This is a genomic window from Arthrobacter sulfonylureivorans (assembly GCF_022637435.1).
Taxonomy (GTDB): domain Bacteria; phylum Actinomycetota; class Actinomycetes; order Actinomycetales; family Micrococcaceae; genus Crystallibacter; species Crystallibacter sulfonylureivorans.
This window is the reverse complement of sequence record NZ_CP093326.1, coordinates 409,492-428,187: the sequence shown is the minus strand read 5'-3', so window position 1 is coordinate 428,187 and position 18,696 is coordinate 409,492. Positions and strand designations below refer to the sequence as shown.

Below are 18,696 nucleotides of genomic sequence, written 5' to 3'. Positions count from 1 at the left end.
GCTTGTTGCTTACCGGCCGGCGGGGCCACTGTCGGAGGGGTCGCCGTCGCCGGGTGCGGGCCCATCGGCCCCAGCGGGGCCTCCTTCGTCGCCGCCGTGTCGAGGCTCGTCGGCCTCGGCGTGACCGCCGCGACTGTCCGCGGAGTTCTTGAGGCCAATCTGCACCGCGCCCAGGAAAGCCTTGATCACCAGACCAAGAAGTATCAGCCCGGTGACCATCTGCACGGTGACAGCGATTCGTGCGGCCTGCGATACCGGAGTGATATCACCAAATCCCACCGTGGCCAGCGTGGTGATGGTGAAGTACAAAGCGTCGGTCCGGTCCATCGCTTCCGTGAAAGCACCCGAGTCCCAAATGGACGTAGTGACGTACGAGGCTGCGAACAGGACAATGTACAGCGGGATCGAAGTGGCCAACGCCTCGATGGCACGCAGCCGCGGCGACGGCGACGTCGTCACCGCCCTTATCTGCCAGGCGACCAGCGCACCCAGCGCACCGAGGCCAACCAAAAGCGCTGGCAGGGAGCCATCCCGGTTAAGCGGCATCGTGTAATAAACCACCAGCAGGGCGACGCCGGTCAGGGCGGGACGCAGCAGCACCCACAGGCGCTGCCCACGCCGCCGAGCGGAACTATCGTGGACCGTGCTCATCGCGCACCATTATCCTCCGCGCGCACCTTTGGGCCATCGCCCGCAGCGGGTGACGCCTGGGGCGGAATCCTCCGGCTCGGCCCAGGGAACGGGGCAGTGTACATCCGATGACGGACGGTGCCGCAATGGGCCAAGGCCGCGATCACCGTCGGCTTGCGCCGCCCGTTCCGCTCACCGAATCCGCAGGCCCGTCGGTAGAGCCGCAGAGTGGTGGTCTGTGAAAGCCGGCAGCCGCTCGACCGGACTTTCCGGCCCAACCGGAGCACCGCCGTCGTCCACCATCTGCTGATGGCGCTTGGCGCGCCGCCGCTTCACCAACAGAATGACGACGACGGCGATGGCCACCGCTGCGCCTGCCGCCGCCCACGGGGACGCGAGGATGAGGGCGAACCAGGCCGCGATCGCGGCCAACCCCACCGTGGCGTAGACGACGGCCCAGATCAGGCTGCCGGCGATGACTGCGGGCAGGAAGCGGCGCAGCGGCATGCGGGCGATGCCCGAACTGCCGATCACGGCGGTCTGCAGGCCGACGGTCAGGAAGCATAGCGTCACCGCGAACGGACCGAACCTGGCCGTCATCGCTTCCGCCCGGCGCATCAGCGGCCCGTTCACATGCTTCTCCAGTCGGGTGTGGCGGCAGCCAGCGGCAACGCCGCGGCCCAGCCAGTACGTGGCGTTGGACCGGAGCATCGCACCGCCGAAGAGCGCGGCGATCGCCCAGCCCAGCGGCAGCCCGAGGAAGAAGTCCATGAACGTCCTTTCACTGGCGAGCGGCCCGGACAAGTCAATTCTACGCTCTGTAGAAACACTTGGGGTTGCGCGAAAGAACCGTTGACATCTGTACCCAGGGCAAGCTGGACACCCCAACACCTTCGACTCGGTTACGGCATCACGTCCCCGCTGTTGGGGCCCAGAGTCTGCCCGGTGTAGAGGTCTCCGCCGGGCGAGGAGGCCAGCAGCAAGGCCGTGGGCGCCACCTCATGGACCTGTCCGAAGCGGCCGATGGGAAGCTCCGCCTGTTTGGCGGCCTTCCACTCCTCGGAGAGTCCCTCGATCAACGGAGTAAAGATGGGCCCCGGGGCGATCGCATTGACGAGGATGTGGTGCTCGGCCAACTCCAGTGCCATCGCTTTGGTCATCCCGATCACCCCTGCCTTGGCGGCCACGTAGTGAGTCAAGCCGACCCCGCCTTTGAGCCCGAGCTGCGAGGCGATGTTGATGATCCGGCCTCCGCCGCGCTCCACCATGTGGGGCGCTGCCCAACGCGCAGCCAGGAACACGCCCTTGAGGTCCACGGCGAGGGTCTTATCGAACGTCGCTTCGCTCATTTCCAGCAGCGGCGTCTCGTCGAGAATGCCAGCGGCACTGACCAGGATGTCAATGCCGCCGAACGTTGCAGCGACGTGGTCCATCACCCGCCGCACTGCTTCGCCGTCGGTGACGTCCACAGCGAGGGCTGCGGTGCGGCCGCCGAAGGTGCCGGCCTCGGCTGCTACGGCCGCGGCGCTCTGTTCGTCCCGGTCCAGCAGCACCACATCGGCGCCCTCCTGGGCAAAGAGCAGAGCGATGGCTGCACCGATCCCGCTGCCGCCGCCGGAAATGACGGCGATCTTGTCTGCGAGCTGTCGTTCCATCTCAACTCCTGTCCGACACTCAGCTCGGCCAGCGGACGGTCAGCCCGCCGTCGACAATGAGCTGTTGTCCCGTGATGTAGGCCGAGTCGTCGCTGGTGAGGAAGCGGATTGCGCGGGCGGCCTCGTCCACGTTGCCTACCCTGCCCCACGGGATGATGGATCCGGCGGCGTCGAGGCCTTCCCTGCCCAGCGAGTTCACCGGATCCAGGGACTGCGGGCTCTCGATGAGCCCCGGGATAATGGCGTTGACCCGGATCCGGCGCGGGGCCAGCTCAACGGCCAAGGACCGGCACAGGCCAAGCAGGCCGGATTTGGCGGCGGCATAATGGCTGTGTTCTTCCCAACCGTAAACGCCGCCGGCGATCGAGGACGTGGCGACCATCGCCCCTCCGCGGTCCATCCGCATGCTGCACGAGCGGAAGACGCGCAGGACGCCGGAAAGGTCGACAGCCATCATGTCGTCCCACGCCTCGTCGGTCATGTCGGCCAGTGGCGCCCGGCGCAGAATACCCGCCGCGGCCACCGAGATGTCCAGCCGGCCGAACTCGTCCAGCGCGGCCTGGGCTAGCTTCTCCGTGTCCTCGAAACGGCGAACGTCCATCGGGACGGCGACGCAGCGACCGGCGGCATCCTCGACGGCATGGACCGTGTCCGTCGCGTCGTGGGGATCCGAAGGGAGGTAGCCGATCACACTGTGGGCGCCGGCCCGGGCGTAGGCTACGGCCAGCGCCCGGCCGATCCCGCTGCCACCGCCGGAGATCACGGCGACCTTGCCCTCGAGTCCGTCGTCGCGGTTCACGCGTGCACCGTCCTTCTGTTTTTCTTGCAGTTGGCGTTGGTGGTCATGCGATCACCGTCGTCTTCTGATGGGCATCGTGGATGGTGCGCGTGCCGGCCATGCACAGTGCCGAGATGAACAGCCCGCCGGTGCCGGTGATGATCGCCGCCCAGCCGGTATCCACTCCGGCGGCGAGCAGGATGGACAACAGACCGGAGCCGGCGATGCCGCCGACCGGCGCCATCACGTGGGCCACGTTGGTGCCCATGCCGCGCACATGGGCGGGGAAGGACTCGCCCATGTAGAACAGCAGCGCCGCGTAGGGGCCGGTGAGGAAGAACAGGGTCAGCGCGTACAGCGGGATGATGATTGCCGGGATCCCCGGGCCCAGCAGCATGATCAGGCTGACGATGCCGCCCGCCAGCCAGCCGAGGACGACGGTGCGCTTCCGGCTGATTTTGTCACCGAGCCAGCCGTGGAAGACGTACCCTACGAAGCCCACCGCGTTAGCCAGAACCAGAATGACCAGGGAGTTCTCGAAGGAAACGCCCTTGGCCTCGACCAGAATCGTGGTTCCAAGGACGGAGAAGATCATGATGGAGATCCAGTTGAAGAACCACGACAGGGACAGCAGGATGGTGTGCCGACGCAACTCGGGGGTGAAGACATCCTTTACGCCGGTGGCATGGTGGGCTGCCTCCTCGAGGTCGTGTTCGTCCGCCAGCCGGTGCGCGCCGTCGACGTCGCCGCTGGCACGGCGGCGTTTGACCTCCTGCATGGCGGCAAAGGTGGGCGATTCGGGCAGCCGGAGGGCCAAGGCCACCACGACCAGGGACAGGACGGCGGCCACCACGAAGGTCCAGCGCCAGCCGATGATCGGCAGCAGAAGCGCCGAGAGGCCCGCAGAAATAAGGGCCCCAACCGGCCAACCGCCCTGCACCAGGGAGTACATCAGGCCCCGGCTTTTGGCCTCCTTGTAGATCTCGTTCAGGTAGACCGCGTTGACGACCTCCTCGGACATGGAGAACCCGGTGAAGGAGCGGATGATGACCAGGCTGACGGCGCCGGCGGCGAGTCCGGTCAGGCCGGAAGCCACCGCCCCGCCAAGCATGAGGATGATCAGCGCTCTCTTGCGGCCCATCCGGTCGAGGATGGTGCCGACGAGCAGGGAAACGATGAAAACGCCGATCGTGGCGAAGGTGTTGACGGCAGTCGCTTGCGCGGGTGTCCAGCCGAACTCCTCGGCGATGACCGGCAGCAGGGTGCCGAAGAGGGTGTAGTCATAGACCGAGGCGACCCAGGCGATAAAGCAGACGACTGAGACCTGCGTGATTGTCTTCTTGGTGATGGGGACATTCCACGGCTCGACGGAGCGGCCGCCGGGGGAACGAAGCGATGACATGGCAGTTGCTTTCCTAGACGCAAGGACTCTCAGGAGTCCTTTCGGGGGTTGCGGGCGGCGAAGTCCCGCGCGAGGTCTTCCATGAAGGCGAACTCAACGCCGTCATGCTGTTGGATGTGGTCGAACAGCCGCTCGAGCATGAGCAGGTTCTGCGGCTTGCCCGAGACATCGGGGTGGATGGTGATCGGGAAGACGGCGTAGTCCATCTCGCGGTACACCCAGTCAAACTGGTCTTTCCAGAGCTGCTCGATGTCCCAGGGGCTGACGAAACCGTGGCTGTTGGGGCTGGACTTGATGAACATCATCGGCGGCAGATCATCGAGATACCACGACGCCGCCACTTCAATGAGATCGGTTTCCCGGCCGCGTACCAGCGGCTTCATCCATTCCCGGGCCGACTCGGCTTCGTAGTCGATTTTGGTCCAGCTGTCCCCAACCCGCACGTAGTACGGGGTGAAGTCGTCATGCATCAACGAGTGGTCATAGAGGAAGCCGCGCTCAAGCAGGATCTCATTGGTCACCGGAGAGAACTCCCACCAGGGAGCCACATACCCAACTGGCTTGCGCCCGGAACGTTGCTCGATCAGGTCGGTGCAGTAGTCAAGAACCTCGGTCTCTTGCTTGCGGGTCATGGCGATGGGGTTTTCATGGCTATAGCCATGCACCCCGATCTCGTGGCCGGCAGCAACCACGGCGTCGAACTGATCTGGAAACGTCTCGACGGAGTGGCCCGGCCAGAACCAGGTCACTGGCATCTGACGGCGCTGGGCAAGCTGAAGCAGCCGGGGCACACCGACCTCGCCAGCGAATAGCCCGCGGGAGATGTCGCCCGGGGAGTCCTCTCCACCGTAGGAACCCAACCAGCCGCCGACAGCGTCGACGTCGATACCGACCGAGACGTAAATTCTCTTGGACATAATGTCTCCTCTGGTGGCGGTGGATGTACTTAGAGGTAGCTTTCAAACACAGCTGGGAATTCTTCTGGCGGTTCGCCGTAGGAAAGCAGGACGGCGGTGAGGATGCGAGCCTGGAAGGGGTTGAGGTCCGCCGAGGGGATGGCGCCGGCTTCTACCAAATCGATGCCGCCGCCATCGCCATAGGTCGGGACCACAGGCCCCCACGGCGCCCGGGTGCTGAGCACAACGATGCAGCCGTTACCCGTCGCCCGCTTGACAGCCTCGGCGAACCCCGGCCCCGCGTTGCCAACCCCGGTACCGGCCAGCACGACGGCGCGGCTCCCGAGCTGCACGGCGTGGTCCAACAACTCCGGCGTCGCGCCGGGGTAGGCAGTGATGATTTCCACCCGGGTGTTATCGAATGCGGTCGGCGGGGTCGGCAGCGGCGGGTAGCGGCGGGGTGTAGCTGTCACTACGAGCTGGTTGCCCGCCATGTGCGCCACTTCGGTGCCACCGCCGAAAGGGCTGCCCGCGGTGGTGTGTACCTTGCGGGCGCCCCGGGCGGAACGGACTGTTCCGTTAAAACAGATCAGCGCTCCGGCCCCGCGCAAACGCTCGTCGGCCGCCGCCCGGACCGCCTCTGCGACGTTGCGTGGCCCATCCGCGTCGGGACTATCGGCAGTCCGCTGGGCACCGGTGACCACCACTGGCTTGGGCGAAGCATGCACGAGGTCGAGCAGGAAGGCCGTTTCCTCCAGCGTGTCCGTTCCGTGGGTGACCACCACGCCGTCGGTGTCTGGATCCGCGAGGGCCTGCCCGACCGCCTCAGCAATCCGGCGCAGGTCGGCCAGATCCAGCCGGTAGCTGCCGATGGTCAGTATGTCGCGGGCGCGGACCGTGACATCGCCGTACTGCTTAGGGACCAGCGCGGATGAGGCCTCTGTAGCAACAGCTCCCCGCGTGCCTTGGCTGCGCGAGGCGATAGTACCGCCGGTGCCCAGCAGTTGGATATGGGCCATCGTGCGCCTCCTTCTCGAGCGAGAAGCCGGCTCCGAAGGGTCGGACTGTCGATGCAAAAGCAAGCTGCAACGGCACCAGAATATGACGCAGATGACACAAAGAAAAGGCAAGGGGGCGGCGACGGCGGCGGATGTGGGTTAAGTGCTGGGTTCCTGCCGCATAGGATCTCTCCGGCTCAGGCGGTCACGGCGACGAAACTGGGTGATTGAAGCCCCGCAGATTCCCTGCGGGGCTTCAATGGATATGTACGGTTTCGGCTACAACGCCCGGTCTCTGGCCGGTTCGTCGGCTGGGGACTTATCCAGGAAAGCCTTCACTTCGGAGTCATCGGACTTCGTCCAGGTCTCGCCCTTGGTGCCCTGGTCTTCCCGGCGGGTTTCCGGCGTGCGCTCGTCTTCCTTCCTGAAGCGCCAACCGAAATCCCTGTTCGAGGAGTAGCACATCACAAACCTCCTTCACCTCGATCCTTTAATCGTCCTCCCGTCAACGGCGGAAACCAAGGGTCCTGATGGTGACTGTTCAGCTTGGAGTGCTTAACGAGTGAGGCTCGGATGCGCCGGCGGTCGTCCTGCACCGGCCGGCAGATGGAGAAGGGTGAGGAGTTCCTCGAAACTGTCGAGGTGGTGGTCGGCGCCCGCGGCGGCCAACCTGTCCGGGTGTTGGTACCCGCCGCCTATTGAGATGGGCACGTAGCCGGCTTCCTGGGCGCAGATCATGTCGTACGCGGTATCGCCCACGTAGTAGGCAGCCGTTCCCAGATGCCGAAGTGACGCCAGACATTCGGCTTTGTTGCTGACCGATGCGCGCAGATGATCGAACATTCCGGTCAACCGGTTGTGCCGGATGTCGTGTTCGAGGACGGTCTCGTCCGCAGCAGTCACCACTCCCGTGACCACACTTCCTTGCCGGAGCAGAGTGAGGGTTTCGGCAACGTTGGCGCGGACCGGTGCGAGGGTCTTCATGGACTCGTTCCAGCGTTTCTCGACTTCGCCGGTGTCGCCGTCGGCGATCCCCATGCCCTGGAACCAGGTATTCATCGGGAGCGTGAAGGAGTTCTGGAAGGCGGCGCGGTCCATCACGGGAAGCCCGCGTCCTGCGGTGGCATCGTTTGTGGCTGCGACGGCGCGGTCCACGTCGTCCATGACGGTGCCGTTCCAATCCAGCAGGACAAGTGTGTGGGCAACGGTAGTCACCAGAGAATCTCCTATGTTCGACGAGGGCTACGCCGCTCCTGTCCATGCCCGCTCAGGGGCTCGAGTGGACAGGGGACGTTGGGTCAACAGTGGCACATGGGGCTTGAAAGAATCTTTCAAAACTTTGGGTTGCCTGAAAACTTCATTCACCGTTCATGGTTGGTGAATCGTTGGTTCATGCCGGCTCCTTAGGTTGACTGACATGACCGATAACAAGCCAGGTGGTGTCCAGACCGATGTTCGCCAGCTCATCAGGGGGCATCTGACATCGTTCTCCCCGGCCGAGCGCCGGGTGGCCGACGTTGTGCTGGCGGGTTCGCTGGAGCTGCTGGAGACGTCGGTGACGGAACTGGCGGAACGTGCGAACACCTCCGCGGCCAGCGTGGTGCGCATGTGCACCAGCATCGGCCTTCGAGGCTTCCAGGAACTCAAAACCAGGCTGGCCATCGAGCATGTGCCGGCGGCCCATTTCGACGCCGGGGCGGTGGGCGACGGCGCAGAACTCGCCGTCAGGATTTTGCGCGATTTCGCGTCGGCACTGAAGGATACCGCCGCCGTCCTTGACGTTGGTTCCGTCAGCGGCGTCGTCGGAGAGCTGTTGACAGCCCGCCGCATCCATTTCGCAGCAGTCGGGACGTCGGCGATGATCGCCAGTGACTGCGCCTTCCGGCTGAGCACGCTGGGGTTGAACGTGCTGTTCGTCGCCGATGTCCATGCACAGCACATTCAGGCTCGGATGCTAGGCCGCGGCGATGTCCTGTTCGCGATCAGCCACACGGGCTCGACGTTCGAGACGCTGGCCGCGGCCCGCGCGGCGAAGTCAGCCGGGGCCAGCGTCATGGCTTTGACGAGCTTCACCCGGTCACCGCTGACCGAGCTCTGTGATCACACCATCATTGCCGGCAGTGCAGAGACCCGGGTCCGGGTGGAAGCAGTGACCAGCAGGCTGGTTCATCTGGCCGTACTCGACGCGCTCTACATCATGCTCAAGCAGCAACTGCCGGACGCGGACAGGCATCTGCGTGCCGCCTCCGAAGTCCTGGCCGAACACCGGTTCTGACTTTTACTCCCACTCCCACAAAAGCAAGGTGCAATGAACATGCATGGAATCGTCCGCGGGCCCGATCAACGCGGCCTGCCCGGCGTCGTCGTCTCCAACGGCCAGGATGCGGTGCAGACCGATGCCAGCGGAAATTACACGCTTCCGGACAGGGGCCGGTTCGTGCTCCTCTCCCGCCCGGAGGGCTATACCGCCCGGCGCTGGTGGTCGCCGGCCGGCTCCGAGCCCATCGATTTTGACCTCATCGAGCAGCCCCAGAGTCTCCCCTTCGAATTCGTACACCTCTCCGACACCCATTTAAGTGTCCCCGGCGGCCTGGCTGAGAGCAGCGAACGGCGTGCTGCAGCGCTGTACCCGGAGGGCGGCCTGCCCGACCAGTTCGAGAGTTTCCTCGCCGGCCTGCCGCGAACCGCACCGGACGTGCAGGCTGTCTTCCTGACCGGGGACCTTGTTGATCACGGCTTGGCCGATGAGTACCAGGCCCTGATTGAGATCCTGGACGGCAGCCCGCTGCCCGTCCACACGATCGCCGGGAACCACGACCATATGGACGGCCGGCACGAATCGGTGATCTCCGCGAACAACTACCTGACCAACAGTGCAGACCCGGCGGCTTACGAAAAATATCTGGGTCCCCGCTGGTACAGCTTCGACATCCCCGGACTGCACGTTGTGGCGATGGACTGGCACACCCACGAACTCGGCATCGATAACACGATCCAGGAAGAGTGGCTGCGCAACGACCTTGCGCTGGTTCCCCAAGAGACTCCATGGATCCTGCTCTTCCACGACCAGCCGGGCGAGTCCCTGCTGGCGAATGTCCCCCGCCCGCCGCTGGCCACCTTCTCCGGCCACTGGCACACATCACGGGTGGTTTCCGTGGACGGGACGCTGCACGTGAACACCCCGCCGGCCTTTTTCGCGGGGCTGGACTACAGCCCGCCGTCCTGGCGGCGGGTGACTTGGGACGGACAAAACTTCACCCTCAATACCGTTGCCCTGCATGCTCCTGCGGAGGATGCCCTCACTCCGGTGCTGGCCAAGTCCACCATCGCTTCTACCCCTCACACCATCAGTTCTCCGGACGTTCTCTGGCGGACCTTCCTTGCGGGGTCGGGACACCGGCAGGGGGTCGCCATCGGCGGCGACCGAATCTTTGCCGGTTCCCAATTCGAAGACACCCCCGGCGGAGCCGTGCAGGCCCTCGACCCGGCTACCGGCCGGATCCTCTGGACCTCCCGCACGGACTCCGCGGTCAAGACGGCCCCGGCTTTGGTCGGAGACGTCGTCATCAGCGCCGAAGTGACCGGGGACGTAAGCGCCTACAGCCAAGAGACCGGGGACCTGCTCTGGGTCTGTCCGTCCCCGGACCCGCTGCGGCGCTTCGCCTGGGGCGCACCGGCACCTGCCGCAGGCTGCGTTGTTGTCGGCGACCAGGCCGACCTGCGCCGCATCGACGCCGCCACGGGCAAGGTCATTTGGCGCCGTACGGACCTGGCCCCGCACCACAACCTGGTCAACCATGCGGCGCCGTTGATTGCCGGCGACCTGGTGGCGGTCGGTTACTGGCCTAGCCCTCAATACCCCATCGGCCTGAGTCTGGAAACAGGAGAGGACCAGTGGCCGTCCTCAGCCGACGAATCCGCAGCAGATTTCCGGGAGATCAAACGCCTGCTCGTCATGGGCACGGCTGCCTTGGACGCGTCCACCGGATCAATCCTGCTTCCGGGCTACTCCAGCACCATCTCCATCGACTCCACTTCCGGGGCGCTGAACTGGGTTGCGGAACACGAAGGCAACTTCAGCCCGTCCGCGCCCGTCGCCACGGACCGAGGAATCATAACCACCGTCGGGGGCCACGGACTGGAGATGCTCGACCGCTCCGACGGCCGCAAGCTGTGGGAAGCCCGCGTGGACGACTCGGCGCCCTTCCCGCTCCAGCCCTACGCCAAACAAGCACACCCGGTGCTTGCACCGCCGACCGTGCTGGGCGACCGGATCATCCTGCCCTGCCTTGACGGTGAGGTACGGGTCTTCTCCCTCGAGGGTGAGCTCCTGCACCGGGTCGTGGTCGGAGTCCCGGTCGCCGCGCCGCTGGCCGACGCCGCAAGCGTCCTGATCGGCGTAGGGGTCGACGGCGGCGTCTTCGCCCTGGATAAGAAAGGACTGTTGTGACCATCTCGCTCGCACCAAGTACCAGGGAGGAGGCTGCAACAGCCCCGCCTCCGGACCTCAAACCCGCAGCTGGCACCGGCGCGACACGCTGGCGTCGCTGGGCGCCGGTTGTGCTGGTCTCGCCGATGGCCATCTTGGCATTCATCTTCATTTTCCTGCCCGCGGTTCTAACGTTCATCGGCAGCTGGTTCACCATCCCGCTGGCAGGCGGATCATGGAGCTTCGTCGGGCTGGACAACTACCGGGAAATTTTCAGCAACGGACCCGTGCAGCGGTCCATTGTCAACACCGTCATCTACTCGCTCGCCACGATCGTCCCCAGCCTGGTGCTGGGCCTGATGATGGCCCTCGCCGCCGACTCGCTGACACGGGGCAAGGCGCTGGTGCGCACGCTGCTCTTCCTGCCGATGACCGCGAACATGGTCGCGATGGCAGTGGTCTTCACCTACATTTTTGATTTCCGCGGCGGCGTCGCGAACACCCTGTTGGGAATGATTGGTGCCGCCCCGGTCAACTGGCTCGGCAGCACCGACCATTCGCTGCTCACCGTTGCCCTGGTCGGCATCTGGCGCACCTCCTCGTTCACCATGATGATCTTCTTCGCCGGACTGGCGACCGTTCCCGGCACCATGCACGAGGCGGCGCGGATGGAAGGCATCAGCGGCTGGACTCGACTGGTGAAAATTACGCTGCCGGTGATGAAACCGTCGGTGGTCTTCGCCGTCGTCATGGCCATCATCCAGTCAGTCCAGGCGTTCGACACCGTGCGGGTTATGACCGATGGCGGTCCACAGTACTCCTCCGAGCTGATCCAAACGATGGCCTGGCGCATGGGATTCCAGTATTTCGATCTCGGTGCGGCTTCGGCGCTCTCATTCCTGATGATCGCGGCGCTGCTCGCGGTCGGTCTCTGGCAGCGCCGGGTCCTGGCCGGAAGCGGGGACAAATGAGAGCCACCATCCGCATCGGTAAATGGCTGTTCCTCGCCGCAGCCCTCGTGAGCTCCTTCTTCCCCTTCTACTGGATGGCGCGCACCTCCGTTGCCGGCCATGACGAAGTATTCAATGCCGAGTTCTCGTTCCTCCCCGAGAGCATCACCTTCGAGGCCTATGCCAGGGCCTGGACCGACGGGGCCCTGGGCAACGCCATGCTCGTCGGCCTGCTCGTCACCTTCGCAATTCTGGCCTTGCAGCTACTGACCTGCATCCCGGCCGCCTACGTTCTGGCGATGCACAGGCGACGGTGGACCGGAAAACTCTTCGGCTTCGTCTTGCTGTGCCTGCTCATCCCCGGCCAAGTGACCATGATTCCGCTGTTTATCGGCATCAACCAGTTCAGGCTCGGGGACACGCTGGCGGCGCTGATCCTGCCGTTCGCCACGTCGGTGCTCGGTACGTTCATGATCCGGAACCAGATGATGTCCATTCCCCGGGCGCTCATGGAGGCCAGCGAAATGGACGGCCTGGGACCGGTCAGGACCATGGTCAGCGTGGTCGTTCCCATGGCCAAGCCGGGAATCGCCGCCTTCAGCGTGTACTCCATCTTTGTGCACTGGAATGACTACATGTGGCCGCTGCTCGCAGCCCGGAGTCCCGAAATCCAGACTCCGCCGCTGGCTCTGGCCATCTTCCAGGACGCAGCCACCGGATTCGATTATCCGGCGCTGGCCGCCGGCGCCGCGATTGTCACGGTCCCGATCATCATCGTCTTCCTCGTGGCCCAAAGGCACTTTGTCCGGGGCATGAGCGGCACCGAAATCACCGGCTAAGTTGCCGGCCCCCCTTCCAACCCACTGCACCAATCCCAACCCCAACCAAATCAGCAGGAGCTTTAGAACCATGCGTTTCATCAGCCGTGCCATCATTGGCACCACCGCAGCCACCCTCACGCTCAGCCTTGCCGCCTGCGGCAGCAGTAGCAGCGCCGGCGTGGCAAACCAGCCCGCCGACGGCGCATCCGTCGCTGCCGCCACGGACATCAGCCAGTGCACCGCCGAAGGAACCACCATCGACGTCGCCTTCAACTCTCTGGCCAAAGAGCCCATGGAAGCCGCGGTGAAGGTGATCGAAGACCGGTACCCGGGCCTGAGCATCAATGCGGTACCGTCGGTCTCGACCGACTACGGCGAACTGACCCAGCAGATTGTTGCGGACATCGCCGTCGGCAAGCGCCCCGATGTCATCATGACGGGCCTAGGCCAGATGCAGTTCTGGGTCGATACCTACAACCCGGTCCCGTTGGATAAGGGCGTTCTGCCCGAAACCTACCAGACCCAGTTCCTCGGCGCCGGCACCGCACGGGACGGCGTAACCTACCTGGCGCCAGCCCAGATCTCGGCGCCGGTCATGGCCGTCAACCAGGACCTGCTCGACGCCGCAGGCGCCGGCGACGCCGAAGACATCAAGACCTACGAGGACCTTCTGGACGTCGCGCGCCAGGTCAGTGATCACACCGGCAAGCCATCGGTCTCCATTGCCCCCTCAGGACTTCCAGAGTGGTACACCCAGGGACTGGTCCAGAATTCCGGTGGCACGTTGGTGAACGAAGACGGCACCGCCGCCTTCGGCGACGCCGCCGGAATCGCCGCGCTGGATATCTGGTCCGAGCTCGGCCGGGACGGCCTGGAAGCAGGAATCCCTGCCGCCAGTGAGGCGGTGGATATCTTTACCTCCGGAACGCTTCCCGTCACGATGATCACCACCTCCAACATCGCCAGCATCAGCCAGGGTGTGGGAGACAAGTTCGACTGGATGCCCATCAAGCTGCCCAGCATCGACGGCGTGCAGGACCGTGCACTGCCGGCCGGCGGAAACGGCTACATGGTCCTCTCGGACGATTCCTGCCGGGCGGCGTTCTCCGGCGAACTCATCGGCCAGATCCTCACCCCCGAATCCGTCATGCAGGCCTCCGGGACCCAGCGAAGCTACATCCCCGTCGATACCATCGCCCGGGACGAACTTCTGGCCTCCGACCAGGCGAGCCCGCAGATGACCTTCGCCTGGACGTTTGACAACAAGCTGACCCAGTGGGGCGGCGGATTCCCTGGTGCCCACACGGCCAAAATCTACGACGCCATTGAATTGATGGACCAGCAGCTCCAGACCGGCGCCGAAACCGCCACCGCCGTGCAGGATGCGGTAGCCACCATTGATGCGATCGTTCTGGGCGAAAATTCATGACCGCAGTCCACATTTCGAACGTCAACAAAAACTTCGGCCAGGTCAAGGCACTCGAAGACATCAACCTTGAGGTCCAGTCTGGTGAGAACATCGCCATCCTCGGCCCCTCAGGATCCGGCAAGTCCACCCTCCTGCGCACCATCGCGGGGCTGGAAACCGTCGATACCGGAGAAATCCGCTTCGGCGGTGAACTCCAAAACCGCATTCCTCCCGAGGCGCGGGACGTAGCAATCGTCTTCCAAAGCTACGCCCTCTACCCGCACCTGAGCAGCCGGGAAAACATCACCCTGGGCTTGCGGCACGGAAAGAAACTCAGCCGCGCCGAAGCCGATGCGCGGGCGACGGATATAGCCACCCGGATGCAGGTCGAACACCTTCTCGACCGCAAACCCCGCCAGATGTCCGGGGGCCAGCGCCAACGCATCGCGCTGGCCCGGGCACTGGCCCGACGCAGCAGCATCGTGCTGCTCGACGAACCGCTCTCCGGGCTGGACGCGCAGCTGCACGCGTCGCTACGAGTCGAAATCGCCGGCCTGCTCCAGAGCGTCGGAGCTACCGGCATCAACGTCACGCATGATCAGGCAGATGCCATGGCCATGGCCTCCCGCATCGCCGTGATCAACAAGGGACGCATCGAACAGTTGGGCACTCCGGAGGAGCTTTACCGGCAACCTCAGACCCTCTTCGTCGCAGGGTTCGTCGGCACACCCCCGATGAATCTCTTCGCCGTCGACCCCGCAACCCGCGCCTCCCATTTCGGCGCACACATCGGCGGCGGAGACGAGCCCGTCACCCTGGGTGTCCGGCCGGAACGGTTCCACGCCGGCGAGGGCGACCCCAGATCACCGGAAGTATGGAGAACCGGGGGAACGGTCGTTTTGATCGAACCCACCGGCAGGGAACGAATCGTGCACCTCCAGCTTCCCTCGCGGGAATCATTCGCACTCCTGATGGACAGCGACTCGGTACCCGCCATCGGTGAACACCTGTCAGTATGGTGCGAACGTAGCCACGTGCACGTGTACTCCAACACCACTGAACAGAGACTGGGCAACGCCCGCGAACGAGGAGTGTCACTGCACGAACACGCGCTGGTCAGCAGCATGTAGTCCCGTCAGACGGACGTGGCTGAACTGGCGGGGCCCTCCCGGGAGCTCGACGGTATAGAAAGGGGTGACGGCTTGGTGTACTCCAAGCCGCCGCCCCTTTCGCGTTCCCCAGCGGGAAGAGCGCCCACGGCCATCGGTCTGGACGCTGGGGCCAGGAAGCCTCGAAACGGGACCGATGGCAGCGCATCTGCCGGGCCCATCCAAGATCCGTAAGGATAAGTTGAAACGTCAACTAAATGAGCTAATATAAATGCATCTGCATATACTGCGGTCGGGCAGGTAGACACCAGAGATCCGTAGTGGCCGTCTCACTTCGGCCGCACTGCAGCCGAGGGGGATCCGGACATTTCATTATTCAAAACGCAGAGGAGTATGGCGTGGCGACGGAATCAACAAGGACATTCCTGCCGGCATCCGGTTCAGTCTTAAACGGCCGATTCCAGCTGGAGGGAGTCTTGGGGAGCGGCGCCGAAGCAGTGGTTTACCGGGCGACGGACAGCCGCGGGGGAAGGCCTGTTGCCCTGAAAGTCTTCCGCAAGCCGGCAGATGACGGCGGACAGCGGCGTGAAATCCTGATCCAACGCAAGATCCGGCAGCGGGGCATCGTGGCCCTGCGGGATTATTCACACCACGCCGACGCGGAGGGCCGGCCTGAGTTTGCGGTCTTGGAGCTCGTGGAGGGCTCAAGCCTCAAGAAAATCCTGTCCGCCGGTGCCGCCGACCCCACACTTGTCATATCGTGGGCCGAGAGCCTACTGAAGTCCCTGGCATATATTCACAGTCGGGGAATCATGCACCACGACATCAAGCCATCGAATATCCTGATCCCCCAGCTTCCGGCCGGCCGATTTTCGACGGAGGCCAAGCTGACCGATTTTGGCATAGCGAGCAGCTCCGCCATCCCCTGCACGTCATCCGGCTATGGGACGGCGCACTACATGAGCCCGGAGCAAGCAGACGGCGGCGTGGCAGGGTCCGCGGGAGACATTTATGCGCTCGGACTTGTACTCATGGAGAGCCTGACCGGCACCAGGCCGTTTCCCGGCGGCGCGATCGAATCCTTGCTGGCACGCACCCTTCGCCGCCCCACCATCCCCTCCGTCCTGGGCAGGCGATGGGCCGCCCTCATCGCGGCCATGACGGCCGTAGAGCCTTCGGAGCGCGCAACTGCACGACAGGCCCTGCACCTCCTCCGCCGCGTCCAACATGCGCATTTCCGCGGCCACCTGCCGGACAGCGTGCGCGATATAGGGCAGGACCGTCATCGGCGCTCACTTGCACCAAACGGACCGGCCGTCGCTGAAACGGTCGCCGCCTGAATCTTCGGACATCCCGCGGCAGGGCTACCGCACGCCCTTGATCTTGACCACGAAGACCGCCCCTAGCAGTCCAATGACGGCTGACAGGGCGAAAAGTGATGTGTAGCCGCCGAGGTAGAGCACCGTGGGCGCAGCGATCAGCGGGGCAATGACCTGAGGCGACGAGGCCGCGATGTTGATGACGCCCATGTCCTTGCCGCGGTCGGCGGCGCTGGGCAGGACCTCCGTCAGCAGGGCGAAGTCCACGGCCAGGAACATGCCGAAGCCGGCACCGAGGACCATAGCCGCCGCGATTACTGCCGGCCATGCAGGAGTAACAGCCACGATGATGGAGGCGGTCGCGATGGTCACCGAGGACGCGATCACGAATGGCTTGCGCTGCCCCACTCGGTCGCTCAGCGGTCCGCCGAGCAAGGCCATCAGCACCACCATGGCGGCGTAGATACCGGTCAGCAGGAGCACACCGGCGGCGGGGTTCGGATGCCCCACGGCGTCCTGCAGGAAGAAAAAGAGGTAGAGGGTGAAGATGTTGTTGCCCAGGTTGACCAGGAACCGGGTCAGCCATGCCCAGCCGAAATCGGGGTGTTTGGCCGGGGAGATCCAAAAGCCCTTCAGGAAAGTGGACCAGGCGAAGGCCGGGCGGTCTTTTTTGTCCAGCGGCGTGTCACGGCCGGCAATCACGAACGGAATGATGCTGGCCAGCAGGAACAGCGCACAGTAGATGTAACCGGCGGCAAAACCGCCTGCAACGTTTGCCAACACGGCACCCATCACAATGCCCAGCGTCTGGCCGATGGCTGCCAGCCCGCCGATCTGGCCGCGCTGCCGCCGGGGAACGCGGTCCGGAATACTGGCGGTGACGGCCGCGTAAGCGCCGTTGCAACCGGCCTGCACCAGGCACCAGCCGATCACCATCACGGCAATGTTGGGCGCGCCGGACAGCAGCAGCAGCGCCGCGAAGCCCAGGATGCCGCCGGCGAGCGCCCACGGCACCCGTCGTCCGAACCGAGACGTGGTGCGGTCGCTCAGCGCGCCGAAAATCGGATTCGCGACCAGTGACACCGCAGCGCCGAATCCGGTGGCCAGCGCGAGGACGGCCTCCTTGTTCACCGCATCGAACGTCTGCGATTGCTGAGCCAGCAAGACCTGCAGCGGGCCGAAGAACGCTGCGTTGATGCCGAGATTGGTGAGTACGACGGCGGTCACCCAGCCGGGGCGGACCTTGGCGACGGGTTCTTGGAACGCCGCCGGAACAGCGAGCGCCGGCACCGGCTCGCGCGGTTCCTGGACTGTCATGGCGGCGGCCTCCTCACCGACGACGCGGCATGACCGCAAACCTGTAGTTGTGGCAACAGCGTACAGCCGCTGCCGAACAAGCAGGCACGTTCTAACACCGTTTATAGGTGCGTGGTCGGCAAACGGCAGGTCTGCAGCGGCAACCGGTGCGCTCATCAGCCAGCCGAGGCGGCAGAACGCTGTCTGGCAAGCTTTTTCAAACCGCGCGAGACGCGTACCGGTTCCGGCCAGCGCGGCGGCAGGTTGTCTCCCAGGGTGACGCCTTTAAACTTTCGCCCGAACATCGGAATCACCCACTCCTGCAGCCAATCGCGTTCGCGACGGACCGCCTGCCGCCAGCCGGCTGGCACTAGGGGCTCCGGCTGCTTGAGCCGGAGCGTGTGGTCGACGCCGAGGGCCTCGAGAACTCGGGCTGCCATGTATCTGTGCCCCAGCGAGGACATGTGCAGCCGGTCTGTGTCCCACATCCGGCGGTCCTGGTATCGATCGAATGCCCAGTGGTCCACCAGCACGGCATCGTAGCGGCGGGATAGTTCCCGGACTGCCTCGTTGAACGCCCAGTTTCGACGCCGCATCGGTTCCAGCACCGGCGGCAGCATCACTTCGAATCCGGTGAAAAGGATCAATCTCGCGCCGGTTTCAGACAGTTGCCTGATCGCCGATTCGTACTCGGCCATGAGCTCCGGCATGCTGCGCTTGAACTCCAGGATGTCGTTGCCGCCGGCGTAGAAGGAGACGAGTGTGGGCTCCATGGCGATGGCCGGTTCCAGCTGATCGGCAATGATTTGGTGCAGCCGCTTGCTGCGCACCGCAAGGTTGGCGTAGCGGAAGTCCGGGTCCTGCTTGCCCAGTTGCTTGGCCACCCGGTCCGCCCAACCGCGGACCCCGTTCGGGAAATTCGGATTGTAGTCCCCGACGCCCTCGGTAAAGCTGTCGCCCAACGCTACGAAGAGTCCGCCCACGCGCTCACGCTAGCGCGGACGG

The 18,696-nt window shown here is 64.6% G+C and carries 18 protein-coding genes; 7 read left to right on the top strand and 11 right to left on the bottom strand.

The window, feature by feature from the left end:
• Positions 1 to 9: 9 nt before the first annotated feature.
• From MNQ99_RS02090 to MNQ99_RS02050, 9 genes are all read right to left on the bottom strand, one after another.
• The gene (locus MNQ99_RS02090) at positions 10 to 651 is read right to left on the bottom strand and encodes a potassium channel family protein (RefSeq protein ID WP_241914261.1); all 642 of its coding nucleotides are present in this window, start codon (positions 649 to 651) and stop codon (positions 10 to 12) included.
• A 171-nt stretch (positions 652 to 822) separates the two neighbouring features.
• On the bottom strand, positions 823 to 1,401 hold the full coding sequence (locus tag MNQ99_RS02085; protein WP_241914260.1) for a DedA family protein: 579 nt from the start codon (positions 1,399 to 1,401) through the stop codon (positions 823 to 825).
• 131 nt (positions 1,402 to 1,532) lie between these two features.
• Entirely contained in the window at positions 1,533 to 2,285 is a 753-nt protein-coding gene (locus MNQ99_RS02080) for an SDR family oxidoreductase (RefSeq protein WP_127512256.1), read from the bottom strand.
• A 19-nt stretch (positions 2,286 to 2,304) separates the two neighbouring features.
• Positions 2,305 to 3,084, bottom strand: coding sequence for an SDR family NAD(P)-dependent oxidoreductase (locus tag MNQ99_RS02075; protein ID WP_241914259.1), 780 nt, complete (start codon positions 3,082 to 3,084; stop codon positions 2,305 to 2,307).
• Positions 3,085 to 3,127: 43 nt separating this feature from the next.
• Positions 3,128 to 4,465 (bottom strand): MFS transporter, encoded by a 1,338-nt coding sequence (locus MNQ99_RS02070; RefSeq protein WP_127512254.1) that lies wholly within the window; start codon positions 4,463 to 4,465, stop codon positions 3,128 to 3,130.
• 29 nt (positions 4,466 to 4,494) lie between these two features.
• Positions 4,495 to 5,382, bottom strand: coding sequence for a polysaccharide deacetylase family protein (locus MNQ99_RS02065; RefSeq protein ID WP_241914258.1), 888 nt, complete (start codon positions 5,380 to 5,382; stop codon positions 4,495 to 4,497).
• Positions 5,383 to 5,411: 29 nt separating this feature from the next.
• Positions 5,412 to 6,380, bottom strand: coding sequence for an asparaginase (locus tag MNQ99_RS02060; protein ID WP_241914257.1), 969 nt, complete (start codon positions 6,378 to 6,380; stop codon positions 5,412 to 5,414).
• A gap of 258 nt (positions 6,381 to 6,638) precedes the next feature.
• Positions 6,639 to 6,824, bottom strand: coding sequence for a hypothetical protein (locus MNQ99_RS02055; protein WP_127512251.1), 186 nt, complete (start codon positions 6,822 to 6,824; stop codon positions 6,639 to 6,641).
• Between the two features lie 90 nt (positions 6,825 to 6,914).
• Positions 6,915 to 7,574 carry an HAD family hydrolase gene (locus tag MNQ99_RS02050; protein WP_127512250.1) on the bottom strand — a complete coding sequence of 220 codons (660 nt, stop codon included), beginning with the start codon at positions 7,572 to 7,574 and terminating at the stop codon, positions 6,915 to 6,917.
• A 202-nt stretch (positions 7,575 to 7,776) separates the two neighbouring features.
• On the opposite strand from MNQ99_RS02050, the gene MNQ99_RS02045 reads away from it, so the two are divergent.
• The 7 genes from MNQ99_RS02045 (at position 7,777) to MNQ99_RS02015 (ending at position 16,416) form a co-directional block, all read left to right on the top strand.
• Positions 7,777 to 8,634: a MurR/RpiR family transcriptional regulator gene (locus tag MNQ99_RS02045; RefSeq protein ID WP_127512249.1), complete on the top strand. Its 858-nt coding sequence runs from the start codon at positions 7,777 to 7,779 to the stop codon at positions 8,632 to 8,634.
• Positions 8,635 to 8,667: 33 nt separating this feature from the next.
• Positions 8,668 to 10,809 (top strand): outer membrane protein assembly factor BamB family protein, encoded by a 2,142-nt coding sequence (locus MNQ99_RS02040; protein ID WP_241914256.1) that lies wholly within the window; start codon positions 8,668 to 8,670, stop codon positions 10,807 to 10,809.
• Positions 10,806 to 11,759 carry a carbohydrate ABC transporter permease gene (locus MNQ99_RS02035; protein WP_241914255.1) on the top strand — a complete coding sequence of 318 codons (954 nt, stop codon included), beginning with the start codon at positions 10,806 to 10,808 and terminating at the stop codon, positions 11,757 to 11,759. The genes MNQ99_RS02040 and MNQ99_RS02035 overlap by 4 nt, the downstream gene beginning before the upstream one ends.
• Positions 11,756 to 12,577, top strand: a complete 822-nt coding sequence (locus tag MNQ99_RS02030) for a carbohydrate ABC transporter permease (protein ID WP_241914254.1) — start codon at positions 11,756 to 11,758, stop codon at positions 12,575 to 12,577. The genes MNQ99_RS02035 and MNQ99_RS02030 overlap by 4 nt, the downstream gene beginning before the upstream one ends.
• A 70-nt stretch (positions 12,578 to 12,647) precedes the next feature.
• Entirely contained in the window at positions 12,648 to 13,988 is a 1,341-nt protein-coding gene (locus MNQ99_RS02025; protein WP_241914253.1) for an ABC transporter substrate-binding protein, read from the top strand.
• The gene (locus tag MNQ99_RS02020) at positions 13,985 to 15,097 is read left to right on the top strand and encodes an ABC transporter ATP-binding protein (protein ID WP_241914252.1); all 1,113 of its coding nucleotides are present in this window, start codon (positions 13,985 to 13,987) and stop codon (positions 15,095 to 15,097) included. The genes MNQ99_RS02025 and MNQ99_RS02020 overlap by 4 nt, the downstream gene beginning before the upstream one ends.
• A 377-nt stretch (positions 15,098 to 15,474) precedes the next feature.
• Positions 15,475 to 16,416, top strand: a complete 942-nt coding sequence (locus MNQ99_RS02015; protein WP_241914251.1) for a serine/threonine-protein kinase — start codon at positions 15,475 to 15,477, stop codon at positions 16,414 to 16,416.
• Positions 16,417 to 16,440: 24 nt separating this feature from the next.
• On the opposite strand, the gene MNQ99_RS02010 is transcribed toward MNQ99_RS02015, so the two are convergent.
• Together MNQ99_RS02010 and MNQ99_RS02005 are read right to left on the bottom strand one after the other, a co-directional pair.
• The gene (locus tag MNQ99_RS02010; protein ID WP_241914250.1) at positions 16,441 to 17,712 is read right to left on the bottom strand and encodes an MFS transporter; all 1,272 of its coding nucleotides are present in this window, start codon (positions 17,710 to 17,712) and stop codon (positions 16,441 to 16,443) included.
• Positions 17,713 to 17,867: 155 nt separating this feature from the next.
• Positions 17,868 to 18,674 (bottom strand): SGNH/GDSL hydrolase family protein, encoded by an 807-nt coding sequence (locus MNQ99_RS02005; protein WP_241914249.1) that lies wholly within the window; start codon positions 18,672 to 18,674, stop codon positions 17,868 to 17,870.
• Positions 18,675 to 18,696 lie beyond the last annotated feature (22 nt).